Annotated in this window: 25 protein-coding genes; 16 read left to right on the top strand and 9 right to left on the bottom strand. The window is 72.7% G+C overall.

The annotated features are described in order from the left end of the window. Positions 1 to 9: 9 nt before the first annotated feature. A complete protein-coding gene (locus HNR40_RS17485) occupies positions 10 to 555 on the top strand; it encodes a TetR/AcrR family transcriptional regulator (RefSeq protein WP_312896395.1) in 546 nt (181 codons plus the stop codon). On the opposite strand, the gene HNR40_RS17480 is transcribed toward HNR40_RS17485, so the two are convergent. Both HNR40_RS17480 and HNR40_RS17475 read right to left on the bottom strand, forming a co-directional pair. Next, positions 493 to 1968 carry a WS/DGAT/MGAT family O-acyltransferase gene (locus tag HNR40_RS17480; protein ID WP_184962436.1) on the bottom strand — a complete coding sequence of 492 codons (1476 nt, stop codon included), beginning with the start codon at positions 1966 to 1968 and terminating at the stop codon, positions 493 to 495. The genes HNR40_RS17485 and HNR40_RS17480 overlap by 63 nt on opposite strands. A gap of 134 nt (positions 1969 to 2102) precedes the next feature. Continuing rightward, positions 2103 to 3146: a sulfite oxidase gene (locus HNR40_RS17475; RefSeq protein ID WP_184962434.1), complete on the bottom strand. Its 1044-nt coding sequence runs from the start codon at positions 3144 to 3146 to the stop codon at positions 2103 to 2105. A 637-nt stretch (positions 3147 to 3783) separates the two neighbouring features. Here HNR40_RS17475 and HNR40_RS17470 point away from each other — a divergent pair. Then, a complete protein-coding gene (locus HNR40_RS17470; RefSeq protein WP_184962432.1) occupies positions 3784 to 4932 on the top strand; it encodes a hypothetical protein in 1149 nt (382 codons plus the stop codon). Positions 4933 to 5128: 196 nt separating this feature from the next. On the opposite strand, the gene HNR40_RS17465 is transcribed toward HNR40_RS17470, so the two are convergent. Genes HNR40_RS17465 through HNR40_RS57220 form a run of 3 tightly spaced genes read right to left on the bottom strand, consistent with a single transcriptional unit; the run spans position 5129 to position 7623 of the window. Further along, complete coding sequence (locus HNR40_RS17465) at positions 5129 to 5434, bottom strand: hypothetical protein (RefSeq protein WP_184962430.1); 306 nt, start codon at positions 5432 to 5434, stop codon at positions 5129 to 5131. Positions 5435 to 5461: 27 nt separating this feature from the next. Beyond that, the gene (locus HNR40_RS17460) at positions 5462 to 6139 is read right to left on the bottom strand and encodes a hypothetical protein (protein ID WP_184962428.1); all 678 of its coding nucleotides are present in this window, start codon (positions 6137 to 6139) and stop codon (positions 5462 to 5464) included. 29 nt (positions 6140 to 6168) lie between these two features. Further along, positions 6169 to 7623, bottom strand: coding sequence for an ankyrin repeat domain-containing protein (locus HNR40_RS57220; protein WP_184962426.1), 1455 nt, complete (start codon positions 7621 to 7623; stop codon positions 6169 to 6171). Positions 7624 to 7801: 178 nt separating this feature from the next. Here HNR40_RS57220 and HNR40_RS17450 point away from each other — a divergent pair, with 178 nt between their 5' ends. The 8 genes from HNR40_RS17450 to HNR40_RS57215 are packed head-to-tail and all read left to right on the top strand — an operon-like array spanning position 7802 to position 15164. Further along, entirely contained in the window at positions 7802 to 8236 is a 435-nt protein-coding gene (locus tag HNR40_RS17450; protein WP_184962424.1) for a globin domain-containing protein, read from the top strand. A 9-nt stretch (positions 8237 to 8245) separates the two neighbouring features. After that, positions 8246 to 8725 (top strand): YbaK/EbsC family protein, encoded by a 480-nt coding sequence (locus HNR40_RS17445; protein ID WP_184962422.1) that lies wholly within the window; start codon positions 8246 to 8248, stop codon positions 8723 to 8725. A gap of 11 nt (positions 8726 to 8736) precedes the next feature. Continuing rightward, positions 8737 to 9696, top strand: a complete 960-nt coding sequence (locus HNR40_RS17440; protein ID WP_184962420.1) for an alpha/beta fold hydrolase — start codon at positions 8737 to 8739, stop codon at positions 9694 to 9696. Positions 9697 to 9706: 10 nt separating this feature from the next. Beyond that, complete coding sequence (locus tag HNR40_RS17435; protein WP_184962418.1) at positions 9707 to 10204, top strand: GNAT family N-acetyltransferase; 498 nt, start codon at positions 9707 to 9709, stop codon at positions 10202 to 10204. Beyond that, on the top strand, positions 10197 to 10748 hold the full coding sequence (locus tag HNR40_RS17430; protein WP_184962416.1) for a class I SAM-dependent methyltransferase: 552 nt from the start codon (positions 10197 to 10199) through the stop codon (positions 10746 to 10748). Before HNR40_RS17435 ends, HNR40_RS17430 begins: the two co-directional genes overlap by 8 nt. A 37-nt stretch (positions 10749 to 10785) precedes the next feature. Next, a complete protein-coding gene (locus HNR40_RS17425; RefSeq protein WP_184962414.1) occupies positions 10786 to 13824 on the top strand; it encodes an AfsR/SARP family transcriptional regulator in 3039 nt (1012 codons plus the stop codon). Between the two features lie 3 nt (positions 13825 to 13827). Continuing rightward, complete coding sequence (locus tag HNR40_RS17420; protein ID WP_184962412.1) at positions 13828 to 14979, top strand: cytochrome P450; 1152 nt, start codon at positions 13828 to 13830, stop codon at positions 14977 to 14979. Further along, on the top strand, positions 14973 to 15164 hold the full coding sequence (locus HNR40_RS57215; protein ID WP_184962410.1) for a ferredoxin: 192 nt from the start codon (positions 14973 to 14975) through the stop codon (positions 15162 to 15164). The genes HNR40_RS17420 and HNR40_RS57215 overlap by 7 nt, the downstream gene beginning before the upstream one ends. Here HNR40_RS57215 and HNR40_RS17410 read toward each other — a convergent pair. Further along, a complete protein-coding gene (locus HNR40_RS17410; RefSeq protein ID WP_312896394.1) occupies positions 15083 to 15739 on the bottom strand; it encodes a TetR/AcrR family transcriptional regulator in 657 nt (218 codons plus the stop codon). The genes HNR40_RS57215 and HNR40_RS17410 overlap by 82 nt on opposite strands. 53 nt (positions 15740 to 15792) lie before the next feature. Here HNR40_RS17410 and HNR40_RS17405 point away from each other — a divergent pair, with 53 nt between their 5' ends. The 6 genes from HNR40_RS17405 (at position 15793) to HNR40_RS17380 (ending at position 21921) form a co-directional block, all read left to right on the top strand. Beyond that, a complete protein-coding gene (locus HNR40_RS17405) occupies positions 15793 to 17361 on the top strand; it encodes an ABC-F family ATP-binding cassette domain-containing protein (RefSeq protein WP_184962408.1) in 1569 nt (522 codons plus the stop codon). Positions 17362 to 17476: 115 nt separating this feature from the next. After that, positions 17477 to 18415: a winged helix-turn-helix transcriptional regulator gene (locus tag HNR40_RS17400; protein ID WP_184962406.1), complete on the top strand. Its 939-nt coding sequence runs from the start codon at positions 17477 to 17479 to the stop codon at positions 18413 to 18415. A 24-nt stretch (positions 18416 to 18439) separates the two neighbouring features. Continuing rightward, positions 18440 to 19018, top strand: coding sequence for a hypothetical protein (locus tag HNR40_RS17395; protein WP_184962404.1), 579 nt, complete (start codon positions 18440 to 18442; stop codon positions 19016 to 19018). 154 nt (positions 19019 to 19172) lie between these two features. After that, complete coding sequence (locus tag HNR40_RS17390; RefSeq protein ID WP_184962402.1) at positions 19173 to 20558, top strand: PepSY-associated TM helix domain-containing protein; 1386 nt, start codon at positions 19173 to 19175, stop codon at positions 20556 to 20558. Between the two features lie 13 nt (positions 20559 to 20571). Beyond that, positions 20572 to 21123 carry an MFS transporter gene (locus HNR40_RS17385; protein ID WP_184962400.1) on the top strand — a complete coding sequence of 184 codons (552 nt, stop codon included), beginning with the start codon at positions 20572 to 20574 and terminating at the stop codon, positions 21121 to 21123. Between the two features lie 78 nt (positions 21124 to 21201). Next, a complete protein-coding gene (locus HNR40_RS17380) occupies positions 21202 to 21921 on the top strand; it encodes a copper resistance CopC family protein (protein WP_184962398.1) in 720 nt (239 codons plus the stop codon). 37 nt (positions 21922 to 21958) lie between these two features. On the opposite strand, the gene HNR40_RS17375 is transcribed toward HNR40_RS17380, so the two are convergent. From HNR40_RS17375 to HNR40_RS17365, 3 genes are read right to left on the bottom strand one after another with little or no spacing between them, the layout of a single operon-like run. Further along, complete coding sequence (locus HNR40_RS17375; protein WP_184962396.1) at positions 21959 to 22924, bottom strand: LLM class F420-dependent oxidoreductase; 966 nt, start codon at positions 22922 to 22924, stop codon at positions 21959 to 21961. Continuing rightward, positions 22921 to 24057, bottom strand: coding sequence for an acetyl-CoA C-acyltransferase (locus HNR40_RS17370; protein ID WP_184962394.1), 1137 nt, complete (start codon positions 24055 to 24057; stop codon positions 22921 to 22923). Before HNR40_RS17370 ends, HNR40_RS17375 begins: the two co-directional genes overlap by 4 nt. Next, on the bottom strand, positions 24054 to 25493 hold the full coding sequence (locus HNR40_RS17365) for a carotenoid oxygenase family protein (protein WP_184962392.1): 1440 nt from the start codon (positions 25491 to 25493) through the stop codon (positions 24054 to 24056). The genes HNR40_RS17370 and HNR40_RS17365 overlap by 4 nt, the downstream gene beginning before the upstream one ends. Positions 25494 to 25585: the final 92 nt, after the last annotated feature.

The raw sequence follows: 25585 nt of genomic DNA, 5'->3' as shown, positions 1-25585 counted from the left end.
CGTTCGGCTGTGGTGATCGGTGACGCGCGCACGCGCATCCTGGACGCGGCCGAGGAGTTGTTCGCGGGCGGTGGCTACGAGGCCACCCCTACCGCGGTCATCGCCAAGCTGGCGCGGGTGCCCAAAGGACTGGTCTTCCACTACTTCCCGCGCAAGATCGACGTGCTGGTGGCACTGATCGACGAGCGCACGCTCGTGGAGGAGACGAAGGAAGTCGACGCCGTGCCGGGCGATCCGGCCGGCACGCTGTCCAAGCTGGCCCGCAGGCTGCCGCTGCGCGCCTCACCGGCGATGCGGCGCATCCTGTTCCGCGAGGCCGACACCCACCGCTCGGTCAAGGAACGCCTCGGGCGGCTCAACGGCGAGCTGATCAGGCGCTCCAGGTTCGCGCTCGAACTCGCCCTGCCCGGCCGGCGCGGCGAGAGCGCGCGGCTGGAGGTGGCGGCGGCCACGTTCGCCGCCGTCCTGCTCTACCAGGAAAACCTCTGCCAGCTAACCGGACACCAGATCGACCCCGACGCCGTCGCCGAGCTCATCGCCCACTCGCTCATCTAGCAGCTCGTCCAGCGCGGCGCGCAGGTGGCGCAGCAGCGACCAGACGTCGTCCAGCCGCTCCGGGCAGGCCACGACGCCGAAGTCGAGCATGCCGTCGTAGGAGAAGCAGGTGATGTTCACCCCGCCGCTCAGGTCGGTCAGCACCGAGATCGGGTAGTACGACAGCACCCTCGCCCCGCACAGATACAGCGGGAACTGCGGGCCCGGCACGTTGCTGATGATCAGGTTGATCGGCGGGCAGGCCACCGACGCCAGCCGGAAGATCGCCGGGGAGGCCAGCCGGGTCACCGGCGGTGGCAGCAGCGAGCACAACTCGTGCAGCCAGCTCGACGAGGCCGCGGCGAAACGCCGCTTGGCCGTGCGCATCATGGAACGGGTCGCGTGCAGCCGCGCGTGCCGGTCGGCCACGTTCGTCGCCAGCGGCGTGACCATGGCCGAGATGTGGTTGCCGACCAGCTGCCGGGCGCCGGTCGTCCGCACCGCCACGGGCACCGCCGCGATCAGCGGCTCCTCGGGCAGCGCGTCCCGATCCCGCAGCCAGGTCCGCAGCGCGCCCGCGCACAGCGCCATGACCACGTCGTTCACGCTCATGCCGTGCCTCTTGGCGACGTCCTTCACGTCCTTGAGCGGCACCGAGCCGAACGACAGCCGCCGCTCGGCGCTGATCGGCCCGTTGAACGGCGTGCGCGGCACGTTCAGGCCGGGCAACTCCGGCCGCGGCCGCCGGTCGCCGGCGACGAGCCTGGCCGCCTGCGCGATCTGCCGCGCACCGGGCAGCCCCGCCGCCAGGGGGATCGCGTCGAGCTCGGCCGCCGCCCTGGCGAGTGAGCCCAGGGCGCGCACGGGGTGTGTGGCGGTGCGTACGGCGGCGCCGTACAACATGCCCGCCAGACTCGGACCCCGCTCGGCCGGTGGCGGCGTGACGTCGATCACCCGCGGCTCCGGCGAGAGGTCGAGCAGGGCGGCGAGCGTCTCCGCGCCCGAGACGCCGTCGATGGCCGCGTGGTGGACCTTCGTGTAGACCGCGACCCTGCCGCCGGCCAGGCCGCGCAGCAGGTGCATCTCCCAGAGCGGCCGGCTCCGGTCGAGCTGCCGGGCGTGGATGCGGGCGACCGCGTCCGCCAGCTGGTACTCGCCTCCGGGCGCGGCCACCTCCGTCTCGAACAGGTGGTTCGCCAGGTCGAACGCCGGGTCGGGCTCCCAGTAGGGATGATCGAGGCCGAACGGCACCTCGCTCAGCCGCAGGCCCAGCGCGGGCGACAGGTGCATGCGCTCGCGCAGCAGCGCGGCGAGCGTCTCGCGGTCCAGGACGCCGCCGAGCGGGTCGAGGATGGCCAGCCCCGCCACGTGGGCGGAGGTCGTCGCTGACTCGGCGTTGAGGAACTGCGCGTCGAGTGCGGTCAGCTGGCGCATCGGCTCTTCTCCCGGGTGTTCGATTCGAGGTCAGCTTCACATCGCGGGGTTTCCGGGACGTTTCCGCGAGAGTCTTACAGATGAATTCGGATGCTCCGCGCGGACCCGCAGCTCAGCGACTCGGTGACAATTATCTATCCATGGATGACGGAAATGGGGTGTCTTACCGCGGCGTCGAAGTGATAACCGAACGCGTGCTGCGGCCTTTTCAGCTGCTGCGTCGCGCCGCTCGCGTCGGTGGCCCTGACGAGGATCGACCGCTCGCCCAGACGCCTCGGCACCCACGTGATGTGCCAGGGCAACCAGGCGCTGACCAGGTGCGGGCCGCGATGCTCCGCCCGCCGCCAGGTCCGGCCATCGTCGAAGCTCACCTCGACTTTAACCACCCGGCCGCGGCCCGACCACGAACGGCCGCGCAGCAGTTGCGGCCTGCCGAACGGCACCCGCGCGTTCCAGCCGAGTTCCAGCGCGCTTTTCACCGGATTCACCGTGACGTCGCGGTAGAACTCCGTGTTCCACGGCGTGAACAATTCCCGCGTGGCCACTTCGATATCTCCCAGCCATTTGATGGACGCGATTCCCACCCATCCCGGCACCACCAGGCGTACCGGGAATCCGTGGTCGGGCGGGAGGGGGCGGCCGTTCATCTCGTAGGCCACCAGGACGTCGTCCATGGCCTTGTCGACGGGCAGGGGGCGGCGTACGTGGCCGTGGTGCTCGAAGGGGGCGTCGAGTCCGGTCGGCAGCACGTCCACGGCTCTGGCGGAGATGTCCGAACGCTCCAGCAGATACCGCAGGGGCACCCCGCGCCAGCGCGCCACCCCGATCGCACCGAGCCCCCACTGCGTGCCGGGGGCGGGCTCGCCCTGCTGGGTGCCATAGAAACGGCGCCCGTTGCCCGCGCACTCGATCGCCGCGTCCAGGGTCCGGGCCGGCATGGCGCGCAACTGGTCATAGGTGTACGCCCCCGGACATCGCACACCGTCTCCGTGGATGGCCAGTTGCCAGGTGGCGGGGTCGATGGACGGGGTGAAGGTGTGGTTGCGGACGAAGAAGCGGTCGGTGGGGGTGTGGAAACCCTGGCCCGCCATGGCGTCCCAGCGCATCTCCGCGCTCGCGCCGTGCGTCCTGAACAGCTCTGGGGGGAGCGGCTTGACGATGGTCGCGGTGGCGTACATAACTCCCCTATTCCCTACCAGTTAACTAGCCAATCCCATCCTACGGTGTGACCTGCATGATCGCCCACTATCCCCTTCTCTTACGTGCCCCCGTGTCTCCCTCACGAAAACGTGTGCCTGGCTCGTAACTGGGTCTGTGGACGGTGGGATCGGGCGTGCATAATCGGCCCAAACCCCTGTCAGCCGCCAGCGGAGCGAGGCCGCCATGCCCCCCACCCCAGACCCAGCGACGTCCGCCCAACCCCCGGACGCCCCACCTGCCACGGACCCACCTTTAGCGGACTCACCGATGGGCACAGCGTCATCCACGGGCCCAACACCGAAGCAACCAGAGGCCGTGGAGCAGCCCGCGAGCGTACACCCGCACCTGCCCGTCGGCGCAGTGTCTTCGGCAGGCGCGCAACCGGCGCGGGCCGACGGCGTCGCGCCGTCCGCGAGCACGCAGCCGGAGCCGCCCGGCGGCGCGGCGTCTGCCCTGGGCGGGCAATCGGAGTCATCCGCTGGCGCGGCGGCTTCCGCAGGTGGGCAGTCGCAGCCGTCCGAGGGCGTGACGGCGTCCGGGGCGGGGGTGCCGGTGGGGGCGGAGGTGCCGGGGAGGCTGGTGGTGCTTGCGGCGTTGTCGGCCGGAGCGGGGGCTATGCATTTCGCGGCGATGGGGGAGCACTTCGCGCTGGACTGGCGGCATGGGGTGTTCTTCGCGGTGGCCGGATGGGCGCAGGTGTTGTGGGCAGCCGTGGTGCTGCTTCGCCCCGCGCGGTCCGTGCTGCTGGCCGGGATCGTGGGCAATGCGGCCATTGTGGCTCTGTGGGGAGTCAGCCGCACCCTCGGCGTCCCCTTCGGTCCTGGGGCGGGGCGGCCGGAGGCTGTGGGTGCTCCGGATGTGCTGGCCACCGTCCTGGAGATCGTCCTGGTCTGCTGCGCCCTCGCCTTGCTGGACAGGACCGCGCGCCAGGCCGTTCCCAGCCGGTCGAGGCGGATCGGGGCTGGAGTGGTGGCCGGGTTGGTGGTGGTCGCGGTCGGGACGGTCTTCCTGCCCGTCTTCGGCTCCCACGGCCACGCCGTACCCGCGAACTCGGCGGACACCACCGCGGCGGCCGGACACCAGCACGGCACCGGCCAGGGCCAGAACACCAGCACGGACCCAGGCCAGAGCACCAGCACGGACCCAGGCCAGAGCACGGGCACGCAGTCCGGGACCGGCCCGAGCACGGGCACTGACCAGCAGGATGCCGGTGGGCACAAGCATGGTGACCAGGGGCCGGTGGTGCCGCCGAGTGAGGGTGAGCGGGCGGCCGCGGACCTGGCCGTGGCGGCGGCCAAGCGGGAGTTGCCCAAGCGGTGGCCCACGTTGGCGGCGGCCACGAAGGCCGGGTTCGCGGAGTCGATCGACACCGGCGGCGTCGTTCACCTCACCAAGATGGCGTGGATCATGGACGACCGGGTGCTCGACCCCACCCGCCCCGAAGCACTGGTCTACTACCGCAAGCCGAGCGGCGGCAGCATCCTGCTGGGCGCGATGTACATCATGCCTCCGGGTGCCCAGGGCCCCAGAATCGGCGGCTCCCTCACGCACTGGCACGCCCACGACGACCTCTGCGGGCTGCCCGGCGGCGGCGTGGCCGTCCTGGACCCGGACGGCACCTGCCCCAAGGGCACCGCGAAGCTCCCTTCCACCCCCGAAATGCTCCACGTCTGGGTCGTCGACTACCCCGAGGGCCCCTTCGGCGACGCCACCGCCCCAGCCCTCCGCACCGCCATCACCACCCTCCTCTCCAAAGGCGCCTAACCCTCCAGAAATCCCGGAGGATCGAGCAGGTCAAGAGCCTCACGGAGGCGTCTGGGCGTGCCTGTGCTGCGGGATCCGCGCAGATCCTCCGGTCAGCGAAGCTGCGGACGATCCGACCAGCCAGGCCACCCAACCCGGCATGCGCATGTGGAGCCACAGGCGGGGCTGATGGTCAGGTCAGGGCCGGGGTAGCGGGTCAGGGGTGAGGGTCGCGGGTGGGGGCGTCTTGGGTGGTGGTGGGGGATTGGTCGGCGAAGGTGATGATGAGGTATCTGCCGTTGGAGTAGCTGACCACGCGTTGGCCGAGCATGTCGCTCACCCGGCGGGCCACGTTCTGGAACAGCTCCACCAGGTCCGGGTTGTCGGCCGCCACCTGGAAGCGGCCGTGGGAGATGAGTTGCTGGGCGACGAAGGGGGAGAAGTTGGCCTCGCTTCTGGCCTTTTCCTCCGGGGTGAACGGGGTCTGCCGGAATGCGGGCTGGTTGCCGAAGGACTGGGTCATCGCGTGCCTTTCTTCTGGTGGGTCAGGTCAGCGGGCGGCCGTGGTGAACGGCTCGCCCGCGTTGAGCTTGGCGATCAGGCGGAGGACTCCGTCCCGGCCGTCGTGGGTCAGGAGCCAGCGGCTCACCTGGCAGGCGGCCTTCGCGTACGTCTGCCGATCGGCCGAGGCCGCCCGCAGCCAATTCTCCAGCGTCTCCGGCAGCGGCCCCGACGGCTCCACCAGGCAGCGGTCGCCGGTGGGGCCGAGGTAGCGCGGGTCGCCGGAGACCACCACGGCCAGGCCCTCGTCGAACCACTGCGGCACCTCCCCGGACAGCCGCGCGTGCAGCTCCACGTGCGCCATCTCGTGGGAGGCGATCACCGGATCGAGGCCGCCGGGTGACAGCATCACCGCGCGGTTGAGGATCGCCACGCCCTTCTCCCTGCCGCCGCCTATGCCCGCGTAGCAGGGCGCGGTGCCGCACACGAGGACTCGCGGAGTGCTCTCCCGGCCGCCGTAGAAGTCGCCGACCAGCCGTCGGGCGGTGGCCACGGTCGCCAGGACCGGCGCGGCGGGCACGCCGTCCTCCACGTAGACGCCGTCACCGGCCGAGCTCAGGCCATAGCAGCCGGGACAGGCGGTGGCGGCCACCGACGGGTAGGCCCAGGCCACCCCGCCGACGGCCAGCACCAGCACGGTGACCACCGCGATGATGGTGATTCTCATGGGGAAAGCCTGCCGGGTGGGGGGCGGGATTACATCAGCCCGGGGTATGTCATCCTCAGGTATGCGGTCACCTGCCGCTTGCCCCCGTACTCCGCCCAGTCCAGCGGCGTCGAGTCGTGGTCGTCGTCCGTCGCCGCCGGGTCGGCCCCGAGTTCGAGCAGCGCCTTGACGGTGTCCACGTCGTCGTTCCAGGCCGCCAGGTGCAGGGGAGTGCTCCGCTCCCGGTGCCCGACGTCGAAGCCGAGCCCCGCCAGCAGCCGGACCACGTCCGGCCGCCCGTGCTCGGCCGCCCGGTTCACCAGGCCGGGCGTCTCGGCCAGCGCCCGCGCGAGCACCTCGGGTCCGAACGTGGCGACCGCGCCGGCGTCGCCGCTCATGCACGCCGCCGCGAACGCCTCCAGCTCGCCGAGCTCCGGCCGCCGCGCCCCCGCCGCCGCCAGCAGTTCGGCCACCTCGCGGTGGCCGTGGAGAAGCGCCAGCTCGTACGGCGTCCGCCCGCCGAACGCCGGATGCGCCCCCGGCCGATCGACCGGCACGCCGTACTCCAGCAGGAGCCTGACCCGGCGCGGACCGCCCCGCAGCGCGGCCGTCGCCAGCTCCTCACTGAGCAGTTCGGCGGGCGAGGCAAGCTCGTGCCCGAGCCGTGCGCGCCAGGGCCCGCCGTCGCCGCGGCCGAGCCCGTACTCCAGCATCAGCTCCAGGTGCGCGGTGTCGTCGGACCAGGAGCCGCCGAGGCCGAGGTTGTAGACGGTCTGGGCGTCGTTGGCGTCGGCTCCTGCGGCCAGCAGCACGCGGGCCAGCTCCAGCCCGCTCGGGTGCGGCGGCTGGTCGCCCTCTCCGCCGCCGAACGCGCCGGTCAGGGCGGTGAACGGCGACGGCAGCCCGTCCCACAGGAACCCGGCGTCCGGGTCGGCGCCGTGGTCGAGCAGGATCCGGGCGGCCTCGGCGTACCGGCCGGGCCGCTTGAGCCGCGCGTAGGCCAGGTAGAGCAGCGGCTCCCACCCGAACGGGCCGCCCTGCGCGGCGGCGAGCGACGGGTCGGCGGCCAGCGCGGCACGCAGCGGGGTGGCGGAGCCGGTGGCGGCCATCGTGTAGACGTTCGCCGTGGCCAGGCCGGGGTCGGCGGCGAGCAGCTCGTCGGCCTCGCGCAGGCGGCCGGGGTAGTCGTCGCCGTAGGTGAGGCAGGCCACGCGCAGGAACTCGGTGGCCGGATCATCGGTGGCGGGCACCTCGTGCGGCGAGCGGGTGTAGCGGCCGACGGTCTCCAGGTGCTTCATCAGCCGTCCCCAGCTGGGGAATCCGTGGCGGCGGGCGGTCACGAGCTGGGCGTCGGCCAGCTTGGGCGCGCTGGGGCGCCGGGGATGGAACTCCTCGACCATGGCCAGCGCCTCCGGCACGCCGGCGCGTACGTAACGCAGCAGGGTCTTGGCCTGTTTGCGCAGCGCTTCCGCGCTCGGATGGTCGGGAAGACGAGAGATGGGCACGATGGCCTCCCTTCCGTATACGTCTGACGTCCGCATGATCAGACCGGAAAAGAGGTCAGGCCTAACAACACACCGTGACCAGGTGGGCTTCGCCCTTCCCGCGGACCGGATGCGCCCTGTCGCGCCACATCAGCATACATCTGGACAGTCCGGTGGCCGTGATCTGTAATGGCGAACCATGGCCACTCTCTACGAGCACGCCGGCGGCGACGAGGCACTGCACCGCGTCGAAGCCTCCTTCTACGACAAGGTCCTGGCCGACCCGGTGCTGAAGACCCTGTTCACCGAGCGTCGCCCGCACCACGTGGACCACCTGACCTGGTTCACCGCCGAGTCCTTCGGCGGCCCCGGCCATTTCACCGAAGAGCTCGGCTTCGACCACATCATCCGCGTCCACCGCGACCTCGAGATCACCGACGAGCAGCGCGAACGGTTCGTCACGCTCTACATGGAGGCCTTCGAGGAGGCCGGGCTGCTCGCCGACGAGCGCTTCCGCGCCGCCGTCCAGTCGCACGCCGACTTCGGCGCCCGCGTGGCCCAGCAGAACTCCCACGCCAAGACCGACGCCGACCTGCACCCGATCAGGGAGGTGCCGCTCTGGACGTGGGAGTAGGGTTCGCGGATGACGTCCTCCCTGTATGACCGCCTGATCGCCGACCTCGACGCCGCCGGGGCGGGCTACCGCCTGATCGACCACGCTCCGGAGGGGCGCACGGAGCTGGTCAGCGAGATGCGCGGCAACGAGGTGAGCCACGCGGCCAAGTGCCTGATCGTCATGGTGAAGATCGGCAAGAAGGAGAAGCGCTTCGTGCTGGCCGTCGTCCCGGGCGACGCCAAGCTCGATCTCCAGGCGGTCAAGGCACTGTACGGAGGCACGTACGTGGCCTTCGCCGACAAGGAACGGGCCGAGGAGCTGGCCGGGAGCGTGAGCGGCACCGTGCTGCCCTTCTCCTACCGTCCGGACCTGGAGCTGGTCGTGGATCCGGCGCTGCTGGCCGTACCGGAGATCTATTTCAACGCCGCGCGGCTGGATCGCTCGATGGCGCTGTGCACGAAGGACTATGTTCTCGTCGCCGCGCCCAGAACCGAGCGCATCACTTAATACTGGGAAACATGCGCCACTCCGACTGGGGTACGGTCAGCGCCCGCTGGGCGGGCATCCGCAGCGAGACGGTCGACGTCCACGGCGCCGCCGTCCACTATCTCCGGGCCGGATCCGAGCACGACGGCCCCGCGCACCTGCTGGTCCATCCGCTGGGCGGCAGCGCGACGCTGTGGATGGACCTCATCCCGCACCTGGCCGCCTTCGGCCCCGTCTACGTGCCCGACCTGCCCGGAACGCTGTTCGGCCATACCGAGATGCCGCATCCGCGCGCGGCCAGGCTGGCGCCGAACGTCCGCTTCCTGCGCGCCTTCACCGGCACGCTCGGCCTGGAGAAGGCGACCGTTCACGGCTGGTCGATGGGCGGGCTGGTGGCGGCGATGTTCGCCGACCTGGCGCCGGAACGGGTGGGCCGCCTGGTGCTCGCCGCCCCGGCCCTGCCCGCCCGGCTGCCGGAGGAGGAGGCGCGGTGGTGGCGCACGATCGGCCGCGCGTGCCTGTCGGCCGCGCAGCCGCTGGCCCGCACGGTGCTGCGCGCAGGCGCGCGTCCGCTCCTGGAGATGAAGATCAGGACGTACGCCGACCACGGCACGCTGACCGGCGGCGAAAAGCTGGTCGGCGGCGACCTGAGCCGCCTGTCGCCGGAGATGACCGCGCTGATCGGCGACGAACTGCGCGCGGCGGACCCGGCCAGGCTGGGCGACGCCGTCACCGCGATGACCTCGGTCATGCGGGCGATCTTCGCCGACCCCGAGCCCGTCCGCGCGGCCCTGTCCCGGGTGAGCGCCCCCACCCTGATCCTGTGGGGCGAGACGGACAACATCGTCATCGACGGCGCCCGCGAGGACATGACCGTCCGCCGCCCCGACTGGACGCAGCACACCATCCCGGACGCCGGGCACGCCTTCCCGCTGGAGGCGCCCGGCGTATACGCGGAAACCGTCGCGCGCTGGGCGGGATACACCTCGTAGTCTTTGCCGGATGCAGCACGTTCTGACGACCGACCGGCTCGAACTCCGGCCGGTCGCCGCAGCCGACCTCGCCGACCTGCTCGCGCACTGGACCGACCCGGACGTGCGGCGCTTCCTGTTCGACGGCGAGGTCCTCACCGCCGAGCGGGTGGCCGGGGCGATCGCCGACAGCGAGCGCGACCCCGTCTGTGGTCTGTGGCTGGTCCGCGAGCGCGCCACCGGCGCACTCGCCGGCACCGCGGGGCTCCGGCCGCTGGAGGACGTCGGCGTTGAGGTCACCTACAGCCTGTCACCGCCCTTCTGGGGGTACGGCTACGCCACGGAGGCGGCCCGCGCGGTGGTCGAGCACGCCCTGGGCCCGGCCGGCCTGCCGGAGGTCCTGGCCGAGGTGGACGAGGGCAACACCGCCTCCATAGCGGTGGTGGAACGCCTCGGGATGACGCCGTTCGAGACGGTTCCCGGCCTGCTGGGGCCGATGATTCGCTACCGGAGGATCGCGAATGGCTGACCGCCTCTACACCGAGCCCCGGCTGGCCGAGCTCTACGACACCCTCTGCGCGGGACGTCCCGACTTCGCCTTCTACCTCCCGCTGGTGATGGAGGCCGGATCGGTGCTGGACGTCGGCTGCGGCACCGGCGAACTGCTCATCGCCGCCAGGGACGCCGGCCACGCCGGCCGCCTGACCGGCCTCGACCCCGCCGACGCCATGCTCGGCGTCGCCAGGCGGCGCGCGGGCGTGGAATGGGTGCTCGCCCGCGACTGGGAACGCTGGACCGGCTCCGCGATCACCGACGCCTCCGGCACGCCGGTGCGCGTGGACGTGGAGGTGAAGCAGGTCACGGCCGAGCGCGTCACCTTCACCCAGACCTACACCAGCCCGGGATGGGCGGGCCCCGAGGTCAGCTGGAGCACCCTGCGCTTCCTCGGCGTGGCCGAGCTCGCCGGGTTTCTGGAGGAGGCGGGGCTGGAGGTCGAGGCCCAGTACGGCGGCTGGAACCGCGAGCCGCTGACCGAGGCCGCCCCGGAGATCATCACGTTCGCCGCCGGGTAGTCCCTCACCGGAGCGCGCCAGCGGACAGAATCGGAGTATGCGCTACCGCATCCTGGGCCCGACCGAAGTGGCCGGCGAGCAGGTCAACGGGGACGGCCTGCGGGCGCTGCTCGCGGCGCTCCTGCTGGAACCCGGGCGGCCGGTCTCCGCCGAGCGGCTGCGCGAGGTCGTCTACGGCGGCGACGGGGCCGCGCCCAACGCCCTGCAGTCGCAGATCTCCCGCCTGCGGAAGTTCGTCCCGGTCGAGCGGGTCGGGCCCGGCTACCGGGTCAGCGTGGACCCCGACGACGTGGACGTCCACCGCTTCGCCCGCCTGGCCACCGAGGGGCGGCGGGCCGGCCGTACACCTGAGGCGGTGCGGTTGCTGGGCGAGGCGCTCGCGCTGTGGCGCGGCGAGGCGCTGGCCGGGCTGCCGGGCCTGGACGGCCACCGCGAGCGGCTGGCGGGCCTGCGCGCCGAGGCGCTGGAGAACCGGATCGAGGCCGAGCTCGCGCTGAAGGCCGAGCCCGCCCGCCTGGTCGGGGAGCTGCGCGGCCTGGTCGCCGCCGGCCCGCTGCGCGAGCGCCCGCGCGAGCTGCTGATCCGCACGCTGGCCGCGACGGGCAGGCAGGTCGAGGCGCTGGAGTGCTACGAGGACTACCGCCGCCAGCTGGCCGAGGAGCTCGGCACCAGCCCGTCGCCGGAGCTCAGAGCGCTGCATGTCTCGGTGCTGCGCGGCGAGCACGCCCAGCGCCCGCTGATGGCCATGCCGGGCCCGCGCCGCCAGGTGAGCAGCTTCGTCGGCCGCGAACGCGAGCTGGCGGACCTGCGCGTCCTGCTGCGCGAGCACCGGCTGGTGACGCTCGTCGGCCCCGGCGGCTCGGGCAAGACCCGGCTGGCGGCCGAGGCGGTGAGCGGGCCGCTCGGGGAGCGCGTCTGCTTCGTCGAACTCGCCCCGGCGGCAGGGGTACGGCAGGCCGTGCTGGGCGCCCTCGGCGGCGCCTTCACACCCGGCGGCGACCCGGTCGCGATCCTGGCGGGAGAGTCGCTCCTGCTCGTGCTGGACAACTGCGAGCACCTGATCGACGAGGCCGCCGCCCTGGCCGACCGGGTGCTGGCCGGGGCGCCCGGCGTACGCGTGCTGGCCACCAGCCGCGAGCCGCTCGGCCTCGACGGCGAGGTCAGCCTGCCGCTGCGCCCGCTCGCCCTGCCCGCCGAGGGCGCCGCGCTGGCCGAGGCGCTGGACAGCCCCGCGGTGAGCCTGCTCATGGACCGCGCGCGGGCCGCCGACCCGCACTTCGCCGCCACCGGAGCGGTCGTGCGGATCTGCCGCGCCCTCGACGGCCTGCCGCTGGCGATCGAGCTGGCCGCCGCCCGGCTGCGCGCGCTGTCGGCCGACGACCTGGCCGAGCGGCTGGAGGAGCGGCTCGGCGGCCGTCTCGACCTGCTCGGCTCCGGGCTGCGCGGCGGCCAGGCGCGCCACCGCACGCTGCGGGCCGTGGTGGCGTGGAGCTGGGAGCTGCTGTCGGCCGACGAGCAGCGGCTGGCCGCGCGGCTGTCGGCGTTCCCGTCGGGGGCCACGCTCAAGGCGGCGGAGGACGTCTGCGGCGCCACGCCCGGCCTGCTAGCGGCCCTGGTGGACAAGTCGCTCGTCCAGCCCGATCACGGGCGCTACCGGATGCTGGAGACCGTACGCGCCTACTGCGCCGAGCACCTCGAAGCGGACGAGGCCCACGTCATCAGCGAGGCCCATGCCGAGTACTTCGCCGACATGGCCGTGCGGACGGAGCCGTACCTGCGCAATCACCGGCAGGCGGGCACGATGGCCGAGCTGGCGGCCGAGCACGACAACCTGCACGCGGCGCTGCGCTGGGCGATCGCGGCCGGGCGGCCCGCGACGGCGCTGCGGATCACCGCCGGGCTGTGGCTCTACTGGTGGCAGCGGGGGCTCGGGCAGGAGGCCTCCCGGCTCACCGCCGCCGCGCTCGCGCTGCCGGGAGCGGAGGAGTGCGGCGCCCACTACGTGATGTCCGTGCTGCAGGTGGCCTCGGAGTCCGGCCCGCGCGCCCGCATCCGCCCACTGTTGGAGCGGGCCGAACGCCTGGCCGAGCAGCTGGGGCCGGTGCCCGAGTACCCGCTGATCCAGATGGTGCGCCCCTACCTGGCCGTCGCCGAGAACGACTACGGCGCGATCGTGCCCTCGCTCCTGACCGCCGCCACGAGCTCGCAGCCTTGGTCGCGCGGCTTCGCCCACCTGGTCCTGGCACAGGTACGGCTGGGCGGCGGCAACCAGGTGAACCAGGCCACCGAGCACCTGAGCAGCGCGCTCACCGCCTTCCGGCTGGCCGGCGACGGCTGGGGCGCGGCGCAGGTGCTGCTGCAGATGGCCGAGATCGCCGGCTGGCGCGGCGAGCACGCCCGCGAGCTGGCCCTGACCGAGGAGGCCATGGCGCTGACCTCGGTCTTCGGGGCGGCGGAGGACACCGTGTTCGTGCTGGCCCAGCGGGGCGCGGTCAAGGCCAGGGCGGGCGACCTGGACGGCGCCAAGGCCGACCTGGAGCGTGCGGTCGTGCTGGCCCGGTCGAGGAAGGGGCCGGAGGCGATGGCCGCGGCCACGTACGTCCAGGCCGAGGTGGCCAGGCTCGAAGGCGACGGCGGGCGGGCCGCCGAGCTCTACCGGGGGGCGCTGGCCGGCTGCGGGCAGACGCTCTGGGTGGGGGAGGAGGAGCTGCGCGCCCGCGTCCTCATCGGGCTGGGGCAGGTCACCGGCGACGAGGGGCTCTTCCGCGAGGCGTTCGACATCCTCCTGCGCACGCTCGACGTGCCGGCCGCCGCCGGCGCGGTCGAGGGCATGGCCGCGCTGGCGCTGGCCGCCGGGGCAGGGGAGCGGGCCGCGACGCTGCTCGGCGCGGCCGGCACGCTGCGCGGCCTGCCGGGCACCGACGCCGCCGGCGTCGAGGCGGAGACCAGGCGCGTGCTCGGCGACGCCGCGTTCCGGCGGGCCCACCGGCGGGGCGCCGGGATGGATCGCGAGGAGATCGTCGTGCTCATGTCAGCGCCGCGTGCGGGCGCGGTCAGCCCCGCCGCCCACCGTTGAGGCATGAGACAGATTCCGATGACGCGCTCCTGCCCATTCAGCCCGCCGGACGGTGCCGCCGACGAGGCCCTCGGCAAGGTGCGGCTCAGCACCGGCGACGAGATCTGGTACGCCACCACCCACGACCTGGTCCGCAAGCTGTTCGGCGACACCCGCTTCAGCTCCGAGGTGGAGGGCGGCCAGCAGGGCATTCCGTTGTACAAGGCCCCGCCGCCGCCGGGGATGTTCGTCCAGATGGACCCGCCCGAGCACACCAGGGTGCGCCGCATGCTCACCGGCCGGTTCACCCTCCAGCGGATGAACAGGCTGCGGCCCAGGATCGAGCAGATCATCGCCGACCAGCTCGACCACGTGGAGAAGCAGCCCAGGCCGGTGGACCTGGTCGAGCACTTCGCGCTGCCGGTGCCGACGCTGGTGATCTGCGAGCTGCTCGGCGTGCCGTACTCCGAGCGCGAGACCTTCCAGATCGCCAGCGTCCGGCTGCTCGACATCAACCTCGACAGCGAGACGGCCACGGCGGCGCTGGAGGACTTCGGCGTCTTCCTCATGGAGCTCATCGCCGCGAAGCGGGCCCGGCCTGGGGAGGGGCTGCTCGACGACCTGCTCACCGGCACCGACCTGAGCGACGAGGAGGTGGCCGGGGTCGCCGTGCTGCTGCTGATCGCCGGCCACGAGACCAGCGCCAGCGTGCTGGGCCTCGGCACGCTGCTGCTGCTCCAGCGGCCCGACCAGCTCGCGCTGCTGCGCGACGAGCCCGAGGCCGCCAAGACCGCGGCGGATGAGATGCTGCGCTACCTGTCGGTCGTCGACACCCTCCTGTTCCGGCGCGCCTCGCAGGACCTCGAACTGGACGGGCGGACGATCCCGGAAGGCGACTTCCTCACCGTCTCGCTGGCCGCGGCCAACCGGGACCCGTCGCTGTGCGAGAACCCCGACGTCCTGGACCTCACCCGGCCGCGCACCCACCACCTGGCCTTCGGCTTCGGCCCGCACCAGTGCCTCGGGCAGAACCTCGCCCGGATCGAGCTGGAGATCGCCTTCCCCGCGCTGCTGCGCCGCCTGCCCGGGTTGCGGCTGGCCGTACCGCCGGAGGAGGTGCCGACGCGCGAGGGGATGCTCGTGTACGGCGTGAACCGGCTGGAGGTCACGTGGTGATCGTCGTGGACCGGGAGCGGTGCGCGGCCGCCGGCCAGTGCGCGGCGTGGGCGCCCGAGGTCTTCGACCAGGACCCCGACGACGGCCGGATCGTCCTGCTCGCTCAGTCCGACGGCCCGCAGGTGCGGCGCGCGGTCTCCGGCTGCCCGACGGGGGCGATCACGCTCATGCCGTCCAGCAGGTAGCCGAGGCCGCGGGCGAAGGTGGCCGCCCAGTCGTGGGCCAGGCCGTGCGCGGCCAGCGTGGGATACGGACGCAGGTGCTCGGTCAGGTCGGCGGCGCTGTCGTGGGCCTGGAGGGTGACCGAGCCGATCACGAACGTGGACAGGCTGTGCGCGGCCGCCCGCACGTCGGGCAGCCCGGCCTCCTCCAGCGTGCGGTAGAGGAAGTCGGTACGGCCGAGCGCGTTCGGCCCCATCATGGGCCGGTCGAGCAGCGTGATCGACCACGGGTGGCGCAGCATCGCCGCCCGCCAGGCCGAGCACAGCCCCTCGGCCCGCGCCCGCCAGTCGCCGCCCGAGGGCAGTTCGGCCTCGCCGAACACCGCGTCGAGCGCCAGGTCGAGCACGTCGTCCTTGGTCTTCACGTGCCAGTACAGCGTGGTCGACCCGGTGCCGAGCCGCTCGGCCAGCCGCCGCATGGTCAGCCGGTCGATGCCCTCCTCGTCGAGCAGGGCGAGGGCCTCGGCCACGATCCGCTCGATGGTCAGCACCTGGCGGGCGGGTTTGCGGGGGCGCAGCCACACGTTCTCGTCGCTCACCCGGCCGATAATACGGTGTACGCGAACCAGATCGATGGTCTAGTAATAGAACGGTGAGCCATATCGAGGTCGACGACCTGACCTACGTGCTGCCCGACGGGCGCCTGCTGCTCAACGAGGTGTCGTTCAAGGTCGGCGAGGGCGTCAAGGCCGCCCTGGCCGGCCCCAACGGCGGCGGGAAGACCACGCTGCTGCGGCTGATCGCCGGCGAGCTGCGGCCCTCGGCCGGGCGGGTGCGCTCTACCGGCGGGATCGGGGTGATGCGTCAGTTCCTCGACGCGGGGAGCGTCGGGGACCTGCTGCTGTCGGTCGCGCCCCCGGCTCTCCGCACCGCCGTCGCGTCGGTGCGCAGGACCGAGGCCGCCCTGGGCGACGACGAGAAGAGCCAGCTCGCCTACGCCCAGGCGCTCAGCGACCACGCCGACGCCGGAGGCTACGAGCTGGAGGTCGTCTGGGACGTGTGCACGACGGCCGCGTTCGGCCTGCCGTACCTGTCGGCGCGGGAGCGGGACGTGCGCACGCTCTCCGGCGGCGAGCAGAAGCGCCTGATGCTGCACGCGCTGCTACGCGGCCCCGACGGCGTGCTGCTCCTGGACGAACCCGACAACTACCTCGACCTGCCCGGCAAGCAGTGGCTGGAGGACGAGCTACGCGCCTCACCCAAGACCGTCCTGCTCGTCTCGCACGACCGCAGGCTGCTGGCCGAGGTCGCCGACCGGATCATCACCGTCGAGGCGCGCGGCGTGTGGGTACACGGCGGCGGCTACACCGGCTACCCCCAGGCCCGCCGCGACCGCGCCGCCCGCCTCGACGAGCGCCGCCGCCGCTGGGAGGAAGAACGCGCCAGGTTGCGCGGCGCCGTCCACACCCTGCGCCAGCGCGCCACCCACAACGACGCGCTCGCCGGCGCCTACCAGGCCGCCATGACCCGCCTCACCCGCTACGAGGAGGCCGGCCCGCCGGAACGCCCCCCGAAGGAGCAGAACATCCGCATGCGCCTGCGCGGCGGACGCACCGGCAAACGCGCGCTCACCGTGCGCGACCTCGCCCTGCCCGGCCTCGTGCGCGCCTTCAGCACCGAGATCTGGTACGGCGAGCGCATCGGCATCCTCGGCCTCAACGGCACCGGCAAGTCGCACTTCCTCCGGCTGCTGGCCGGGGAGCCGATCGCCCACACCGGGACGTTCGATTGGGGCGCCCGGGTGCGGCCAGGGTGGTTCGCCCAGACCCACCTCCGCCCCGACCTGCACGGCCGCCCGATCGCCGAGCTGATCATCGCGACCTACGGCCTGGAGCGCAACGACGCGATGGCCGCGCTGGCCCGCTACGAACTGGCCCCGGCGGGCGGCCAGCACTTCGAGACCCTCTCGGGCGGGCAGCAGGCACGGCTCCAGATCCTGCTGCTGGAGCTGTCCGGAGCGACGCTGCTGTTGCTGGACGAGCCCACGGACAACCTTGATCTGGCCAGCGCGGAGGCGTTGCAGCGCGGGCTGTCGGCCTACGAGGGGACCGTACTGGCCGTCACCCACGACCGGTGGTTCGCCGCCGACTTCGACCGCCACCTCACCTTCACCGCCACCGGCCACGTCCACGACTCCCCCAACCCCAACACCCCCTCCTAACCCCCAACGCACGCGGTGCATGCGGTGGTGGGTGGGCTGGCATGCTGGGTGGGGAACGCCGGTGGCGGCTGAGCGGTAGGTTTGCGCGGCGAACGATGTGAAGCGGAGCGGGTGGATGGAAGCGGAGCGGCCCAGCGCGATCGGGCAGGCGCTGCTGGCGATCAGCGACCAGTGGACGATGCTCATCCTGCAGCGCGCCTTCCTGCTGCGCCTGCGCCGCTTCGCCGACTGGCGGGACGAGCTCGGCATGTCGGAGTCGGTGTTGTCCAACCGGCTCAAGGAGATGGTGGCGGGCGATCTGCTCAGGCCGGTGCCCTATCGGGAGCAGGGGCGGACGCGGACCGAGTATCTGCTGACCGAGCGGGCCATCGAGCTGTGGCCGGTGCTGGTGGAGATCTGGTCGTGGGAGCGGCGGTGGGTGCCTCGGCGGCACGGCTTGCCGGAGCTGGCGCATGATGTATGCGGGAGCCGTACCGACGTCGAGCTGGGGTGTTCGGGGTGCCTGGCTGCGCCGGTGGGGGCGCGTGACACCGAGACTTCGCGGGGGGCGGCGACGTTCGCCCAGGTGACGGTGCCGCGGCACCACAGAAGGATCGTGCGCGCGGGGGAGGACGACGCGCTGTCGTATTTGCCGGAGACGTTCGAGCTGCTCGGGGATCGGTGGAGCACGGTGGTGCTGGCCGCGGCCTTTCTGGGGGTGCGGCGGTTCGCGGACTTCCAGGCTGAGCTGGGGGTGGCGCCGTCGGTGTTGTCCAGTCGGTTGCGGCGGTTCACCGAGCTGGGGGTGCTGGATGTGGAGGGGCCTGGGGCGCGGCCGCTTTATCGGCTGACCGGTAAGGGGCTTGGCTTCTTCGGGATCTTCGCGTTTCTGGTCGAGTGGGCGCAGAAGTGGTACGAGGGGCCGCCGGACACCGATCTGGCTTTCACTCATCGGGAGTGTGGGCGGGCGTTTGTGCCGTTTCTGAGGTGCGGGTCTTGTGGGGTGGCGCTGAGCCGTACCGAGGTGCACTTCGTGATCCCCGAGCGGCGGCTGCCGCTGGCCGGGACCGCCTGAGGCGGGCTGTGTCATCATGTGCGGGTGCATGTCGGCCGGCCCGTTCTGCGCGCTTTGCGCGCCACCGTGTTCGCGGTGGCCTGCGTGCTGGCCTCGCTCACGCTGCACATACTGGCCGGAGGCGCACAGGTACGGCCTGTCACGCTGGGTCTCGCTCTTGCGCTGACCTGGGCCGGTGCCTATCTGCTCGGGCGGCGTCAGCGTGGCAGGGAACTCCTGCTGGTCATTAGTTTCGCCGCGCAGTACGGCATGCACCACCTGTTCACCGCCGGTGCCGAGCCCGTGGCCGCCCAGGTGGCCGCGCACGGGCACGGCGACGGGGTCGGCAACGGCCTGGGCATGCTCCTCGTGCACGCCGTCGTTGCCCTGATCTCCGCCTGGTGGCTTGAGCGCGGTGAGTGCGCGCTGGCCCTGCTGGCCCATCTCGCGGTCGCGTCCGTCGGCGGCCTGTGGGCCCGGCTGTTCGTCCTGCTGACCGCCACGCCGGAGACCGGCTCCGCCGGGCTGGCACCGGTCGAGGACGAGGGCACGTTCGCCCCTCGTGCGCCCTTCGTCACGATCGTCTCCCGGCGCGGACCGCCGCTCACCCTCTCCGTTCACTGATCCCGGGCATCCCCGCCCGGGTGTAAGGCCGTGCGCTCTGGCAGCCGCGGCCTCCGCGCGTGTCCTCGTCGTCGATCGGGGCCGCGTCCGAACCCCCTGACCGGATCGCGCGTACCTCGCTGTGCGCGCCACCGGCCGAACGGAGATAACCACCATGAGCTCCTCCACCGACGTCATCGAGCGGACCGCGAGCGCCGATCCGCCCCCCGCGCGATCGGCGAACTGGCCCGCGCTGCGCCCGCTCGTGCTGCGCCTGCACTTCTACGCCGGGCTCCTCATCGCCCCGTTCCTCCTGGTCGCGGCCACCACCGGCCTGCTGTACGCGGCGTCGTACCAGATCGAGAAGGTCGTCTACGCGCACGAGCTGACCGCGCCGCCCGGCGGCCCGAGCCTGCCCCTGGAACGCCAGGTCGCCGCCGCCCGCGCCGCCCACCCCAAGGCCCCGGTCACCGCGGTACGGCCCGCCGCCGAGCCGGGCGCGACCACCCGCGTCCTGCTGGACGTGCCCGGCTTGCCGGAGAGCACCCAGCTCGCGGTCTTCGTGGACCCGTCCACCGCCCAGGTACGCGGCTCGCTGGAGAGCTACGGCAGCTCCGGCGCGCTGCCGGTGCGCGCCTGGATCTCCCACCTCCACCGCAACCTGCACCTGGGCGAGCCCGGCCGCCTCTACAGCGAGCTCGCGGCCAGCTGGCTCTGGGTGGTCGCGCTCGGCGGACTGCTGCTGTGGATCGGCCGCAAGCGGCGCAAGGGCACCCGCCTGCGCCGCCTGACCACACCGGAGCGCGGCGCCACCGGCCGGCGGCGGGTCCTGTCCTGGCACGGCTCGATCGGGCTGTGGGCGGTGGTGGGCCTGGTGTTCCTGGCGGCGACGGGTCTGACCTGGTCGAAGTACGCCGGTGACAACGTCGACCGGCTCCGCACCACGCTCGGCTGGACCACGCCGTCCATCGCCACCGGCGGCGAGCACGGCGCCCACGCCCCCTCCGCCGGAGGCGGGCACCGGCACGGCGGCGGCGACGTCGGTCCCGACCGGGTCACGGCGGCCGCGGCGAGCCGGGGGCTGTCCGGGCCGCTGGAGATCGTCTGGCCGGAGAAGCCCGGCGAGCCGTACCTGGTCAAGGAGTCCGACAAGACCTGGCCGCAACGGCTGGACCAGGTGGCCGTCGATCCCGCCACCGGCCAGGTGCGCGCCGAACTGCGCTTCGCCGACTTCCCCCTCGCCGCCAAGCTCACCCGGTGGGGCATCGACGGGCACCAGGGCCTGCTCTTCGGGCTGGCCAACCAGATCGTGCTGATGCTGCTCGCGGCGGGCGTCATCACCATGATCGTGCTCGGCTACCGCATGTGGTGGTCGCGCCGCCCGAACCTCGGCGGCTACCCGCGCGGCGGCTGGCGCGGCGTGCACCGGGCGGTTCTGGTGGTGGTTGCCCTGGTGGCAGCGGGCGTGGGGTACTTCCTGCCGCTGCTGGGCATCTCGCTGTGCGCGTTCCTGCTGCTCGACATCGTGCTCGGCCGGGTTCTCGCGGGCAGGCGCGGCTGACACTATGGCGGATGTGTCCCCTCGGGATCCGAGCCTGCGCCTGATCCGCGCCGCCGTGTTCGGCATGGCGTGCGTCGTGGTCTCCGCGGGAGGACACCTGCTGGCCGGAGGCGGCGCCATCGCGCCGTGGGCGCTCGCCCTCGGGGCCGCCGCCTCCCTGTCGCTCGCCCTGGTGCTCGGCGGGCGCGAGCGCGGCCGCGAAGGCGTCCTGGCCGCCACCGCGGGGACGCAGATGCTGCTGCACCTGCTGTTCGCGCAGACGTCGGCGCACGTCGTCGTGCCCGATCACGGGCATCCGCGCCCCGGCATGATCGTGGCCCACCTCACGGTCGCGCTGCTGACCGGGTGGTGGCTGTATCGCGGCGAAAGCTCCGTGTGGACCCTTTTGCGCCTGTGGTCCGCGCCGTCGCCTCGCCTGCCTCGGCTGCTGGCCGCCGCTCCGGTGCTCCTGCCTTCTCCGGTACGGCCGGCCGTACCGGAAGGCGAACCGGAACCCCGCGGGCGACGTGAGCTCGCCGCGGTGGTGCACCGGCGCGGACCGCCTGCCCCGTCGCGCGCCGGCTGAGGTGCGCCGGCGCCACAGGCGTCCATTCCGGTGTCCCCGGCCTTCGCGGGCCGGGTCGTTTCCATGGAGTCTCAGACGATGGCGAAGCTGCCGCGTTCCATCCTGACCGCGGTCATCTGCGGTCTTGTGATCATTTTTCTGCCAACCGCCGCTCTTGCCCACGACGCGCTCAAGTCCAGCTCGCCCGGCAAGAACGCCAAGGTGAAGTCGCTTGAGGAGATCGAGCTGGAGTTCACCGCCAAGGTTCGTATGCCGGTCGTGGTGCTGCGGGACAGCGATGACAAGCTCATTCCGCTGAGCAAGCCCGCCGCCGACGGCAAGACCGTCACCACCGAGGTGCCAGAGGCGCTGGCCGCCGGGCGCTACGTGATCGGCTGGCGGGTGGTCTCCTCCGACGGGCACCCGATCCTTGGAGAGATCCCCTTCACCGTGACCGCCCCACCCACCCCCGAGACGTCCCCCTCGTCCACCCCCGCCACCCCTGCTGAGGCCACGTCAGCCGCTCCGCCGCCGCCCGTGGAGAGCGCTTCCGCGCAGCCCGTCGATCCGGGGCAGGCGGCGGCCGCGACCCAGGAGGGCCAGGGGTTGCCGGGCTGGATCTGGGTGGTGGCCGCCGTGCTGGTGGCGCTGGGTGCGGGCATGTGGTTCGCCGGCTCCCGCCGCCGCACCGCACCCGACGGCCCAACACCGGACAAGCCGACGGACGACGATCCTGCGTCCGGCAAGCCGACGGACGACGGTCCTGCGTCCGGCAAGCCGACGGACGACGGCCCGGAGCAGGGTGGCCCGACCAGCTGAGGCCTTCACGAGCGGGATGGCCTCAACGGCCAAAAGGTCATGGGCCTGGGATGTGGGGGGCGAGGGTTTTGAGGGTGGTGGTGCCGGCGGGGTCGCGGTCGGTGCTGACCGGCACCAGCGCCACCTCGTCCACCCCCGCCTCCGCGTAGGCCGACAGGCGCGTGGTCACCGTGTCCGCGTCGCCCAGCAGCGACACCGAGGCGACGAGGTCGTCCGGTACCGCGGCCAGCAGGTCGCGGGGGTGCGGGCCGGTGCGTGCGTAGGCGACCACGTCCGCGAACCCGGCCTCGGCGAACATCTCGCCGTAGCCGGGCGCGGGGAGGTAGCCGACGACGGCCCGGCGGATGCGGTCCACGGCCTCGCGGTCGGGGTCCACGGCGGCGCTCACCCAGGCGGCCACCGAGATCCCGGGGTTCAGGGCGCGTACCTGGGCGGCCAGCCGTCCGGCCGACGCGGGAGTGATCAGGTTGAGCACCATCCGGTCGGCGCGGGCGGCCGTGCGTACCGCCGACGGCCCGAACGCCGCCACCGTCAGCCGCGAGCGGGGCGCGGGCAGCCGCAGCCGGTAGCCGTTGCTGGACAGCGACTCGCCGGTGAACGCCGACCGTTCGCCGTCCAGCAGGGGGCGCAGAGCCTCGACCGACTCCCGCAGCGCGACGGCCGAGCGGGCGCGGGAGCGGCCGTGCCAGCCCTCGACGACGAGCGGGCTTGAAGTGCCCAGGGCGACGTCCACCTGCCGGCCGGTGAGCGCGGCAACGGAGGCGGCGCCCATGGCGATCGTCATCGGGTCCCGTACGGTCACCGCCAGCGGCCCGACCGTCAGCCCGATCCGCCCGGTGGCCAGCCCGATCGCCGTGGCCAGTGCGAAGGCGTCGTAGGTGGCCATCTCGCCGACCCACAGCGACGGGTACCCGAGGGCGTCGGCCGCCCGCGCGGTGGCCAGCGCCTCCTCGGCCGGCCGGTCCTGCCACAACCCGAGCGAGACGCTGAGCAGACCGCTCATACCCGCTCCAGCAGCACGGCCGACCCGGACCCGGCGGCGCCGCTGACCGCGGCCACCCCGTACCGCGCGCCCCGCCGGTGCAGTTCGGCGACGCAGGCGGCCACCAGCAGCGCCCCGGTGGCGCCGAAGGCGTGGCCCATCGCGATGGTGCCGCCGTTGACGTTGAAGCGGTCGTCGCCGACCTTGAGGTCGCGCTGGAACTTCAGGCACAACGCGGCGAAGGCCTCGGCGAACTCGAAGACCTCCACGTCGTCGGCGCTCAGCCCGGCCTGGGCGAGCACCTTCTCGACCGCCGCCTGCCCGGCCGTGAGCATCGTGACGGGGTCGCCGACCGCGGTGGCGCTCCCGGCGACTCTGGCCAGCGGCTCCAGGTCCAGGCCGGTCCCGATGAGCACGAGCCCGGCGGCGTCGCACAGGCTGGGCGAGGTGCCGCGGGTGTGGAGGTGGCGGATCCGGCCGACTTCGGGCAGGTGGGCGAGGGCTATGGCGTCCTGGTCGGGGGAGGCGGCGAAGGCGGGTTCGAGCGCGGACAGGGCGGCCTGGGTGAGGCCGGGCCGTACATGCTCGTCGTGGCCGAGGTCGTTCACCGGGACCAGGAACCGGTCGTAGCGGCCGCCTGCCCACGCCTCGGCGGCCAGGGTCTGGGTACGCAGGCCGTACCGGTCGAGCTCCTCGCGCGAGAAGCCCTCCAGGGTGGCGACCACGTCGGCCGCGACGCCCATGTGCAGGGATCCGACCGGCAGCGACCACAGCGGCCCGCGGTCGGAGAACATCGGCACCCGCGAGACCGACTCCACCCCGCCCGCGACCACCACCTGGGCGCCGCCCGAGGCGACGAGGGCGGCGGCGGTGCGCACGGCGTCGATGCCGGAGGTGCAGTAGCGGTTGAGCGTCATGCCGGGCGAGTCGAAACCGGTGGTCAGGGCGGCGGTGCGGGCGAGGTTGCCGCCCTGCTCGGCGTTCTGGGTGGCGCAGCCGACGATCAGGTCGTCGGCCCTGGTGATCCCGGTACGCCCGCCGAGCGCCCCGAGCAGCCCTTCGAGCATGGCCAGCGGCGTGATGCCGGCGAGTCCGCCGCCGGGGCGGGCCTTGCCGCGCGGGGTCCTGACGCAGTCGTAGAGGTAGACGGTCATCGCAGCTGGTCCGCCCGCACCCAGGTGGCGTGGAAGCCGAGCGGCACCCGCCGCGGCAGCAGCACACGGGCCAGCGGCCCCTCGGAGATCCGCGAGGCGGCCAGGATCTGCACCTCGGAGCGGCCTTCGCGCTCGTCGGTGACGAAGGTGATCAGGTACCCGTCGTCCTCGCCGGTCGAGCCGTCGCGCGGGGCGAAGGGGGCCTCGCTGCCGTAGACGCCGGGGCCGTAGGTGTAGGTCTCCTTGGCGCCGGTGGCGTTGTCGTAGCGGACCAGGCCGTCGAACAGGTTGGTCGCGGCGTCGGCCACCGAGACGTTGTAGGCGTAGCGGCTGGGCAGGCCGGTGGCGCGCGCGTCGATCGAGGGGAACTCGGTGTTGTGGTCGGCGTCCACGTAGTGCTCGGAGGTGGCGCCGGTGCGCAGGTCGAAGCGGTAGCGGTACATGCGCGCGTCGAGCTTGAGGTAGGCGATCATCCGCGACAGCGCGGAGCCGTTCCCGGACGGCGCGGGCCGCGAGACCCGGCAGACGTCCATGACGATTTCCTCGTTTTCCTCCCACGCGTTGACGACGTGGTAGATGTAGCAGGGTTTCGCCTCGAACCACCGGATCTCATGCGCCTGCCCCCGCCGCGGGATCACCCCGAAGCGCGAGGGCAGCTCGCGGTTGAAGGTGAGCTTGTAGCGGCCCTGCCGCGCGGCGTCGAGGTCCTGGTAGAGCGGCAGGTCCATGAGGATCGCGTGGTTCTGGGTGATGGCCATGTCGTGCGGCAGCCGCGCCCCCGGCAGGTCCAGCTCCACACAGTGCTCGACCTGCCCCGACGCGCCGACGACCCCATAGCGCAGGTACGGCGGCCGCGGCCCGTAGTCGAACCAGAACAGCTCCCCGGTCCGCTCGTCCACCTTGGGATGCGCCATGAAGTCGCCGTTGAGCGTGTCGAGGAAGGTGTCGGCCCCCAGCGTCTCCAGCGACAGCGGATCCACACTGTACGGCGAGCCGCACAGATACCAGGAGGCCAGCACCCGCCCCCGGTGGAAGATCACGTCGGTGTTGGCCGTGTCCTTGAACGGCAGCCCGCGCGCGTTCCCGAACGGGTTGCCCTTCGGGTTCTCCATCACGCCGGTCCAGAGCGCCTGCCCGGCGGCGGACTCCGCCTCGAAGGCCCGGGTGCGGATCCAGCGGTTGCGGTAGCGGGCGGTGCCGTTCTCGAAATGCACGGCGTGCACCATGCCGTCCCCGTCGAACCAGTGGTAGCGGCCCTTCACGGGGAAGCGGGCGTTGGGCCCGTTGCGCAGGTAGACGCCGTTGAGGTCGGCGGGGATGCGCCCGATCACCGTCAGCTCGCCGCTGGTGAACTCTTCCTGGACCGGCGCGTACAAGCCCAGCAGGTACGGGTTCCGCTCGCCTGACTCGTCCGTGATCACGACAGTTTCGGCCATGATTGGAAGCTACGATAGACGAAGTCAGCCGTCAATATCCGACCGTTGACGACCTGACTTCTGCTTTCGTAGTGTTGCGGCCATCACACCCC

The sequence above is a fragment of the Nonomuraea endophytica genome, assembly GCF_014203235.1.
Classification (GTDB): domain Bacteria; phylum Actinomycetota; class Actinomycetes; order Streptosporangiales; family Streptosporangiaceae; genus Nonomuraea; species Nonomuraea endophytica.
This window is presented reverse-complemented; position numbering and strand designations above follow the sequence as displayed.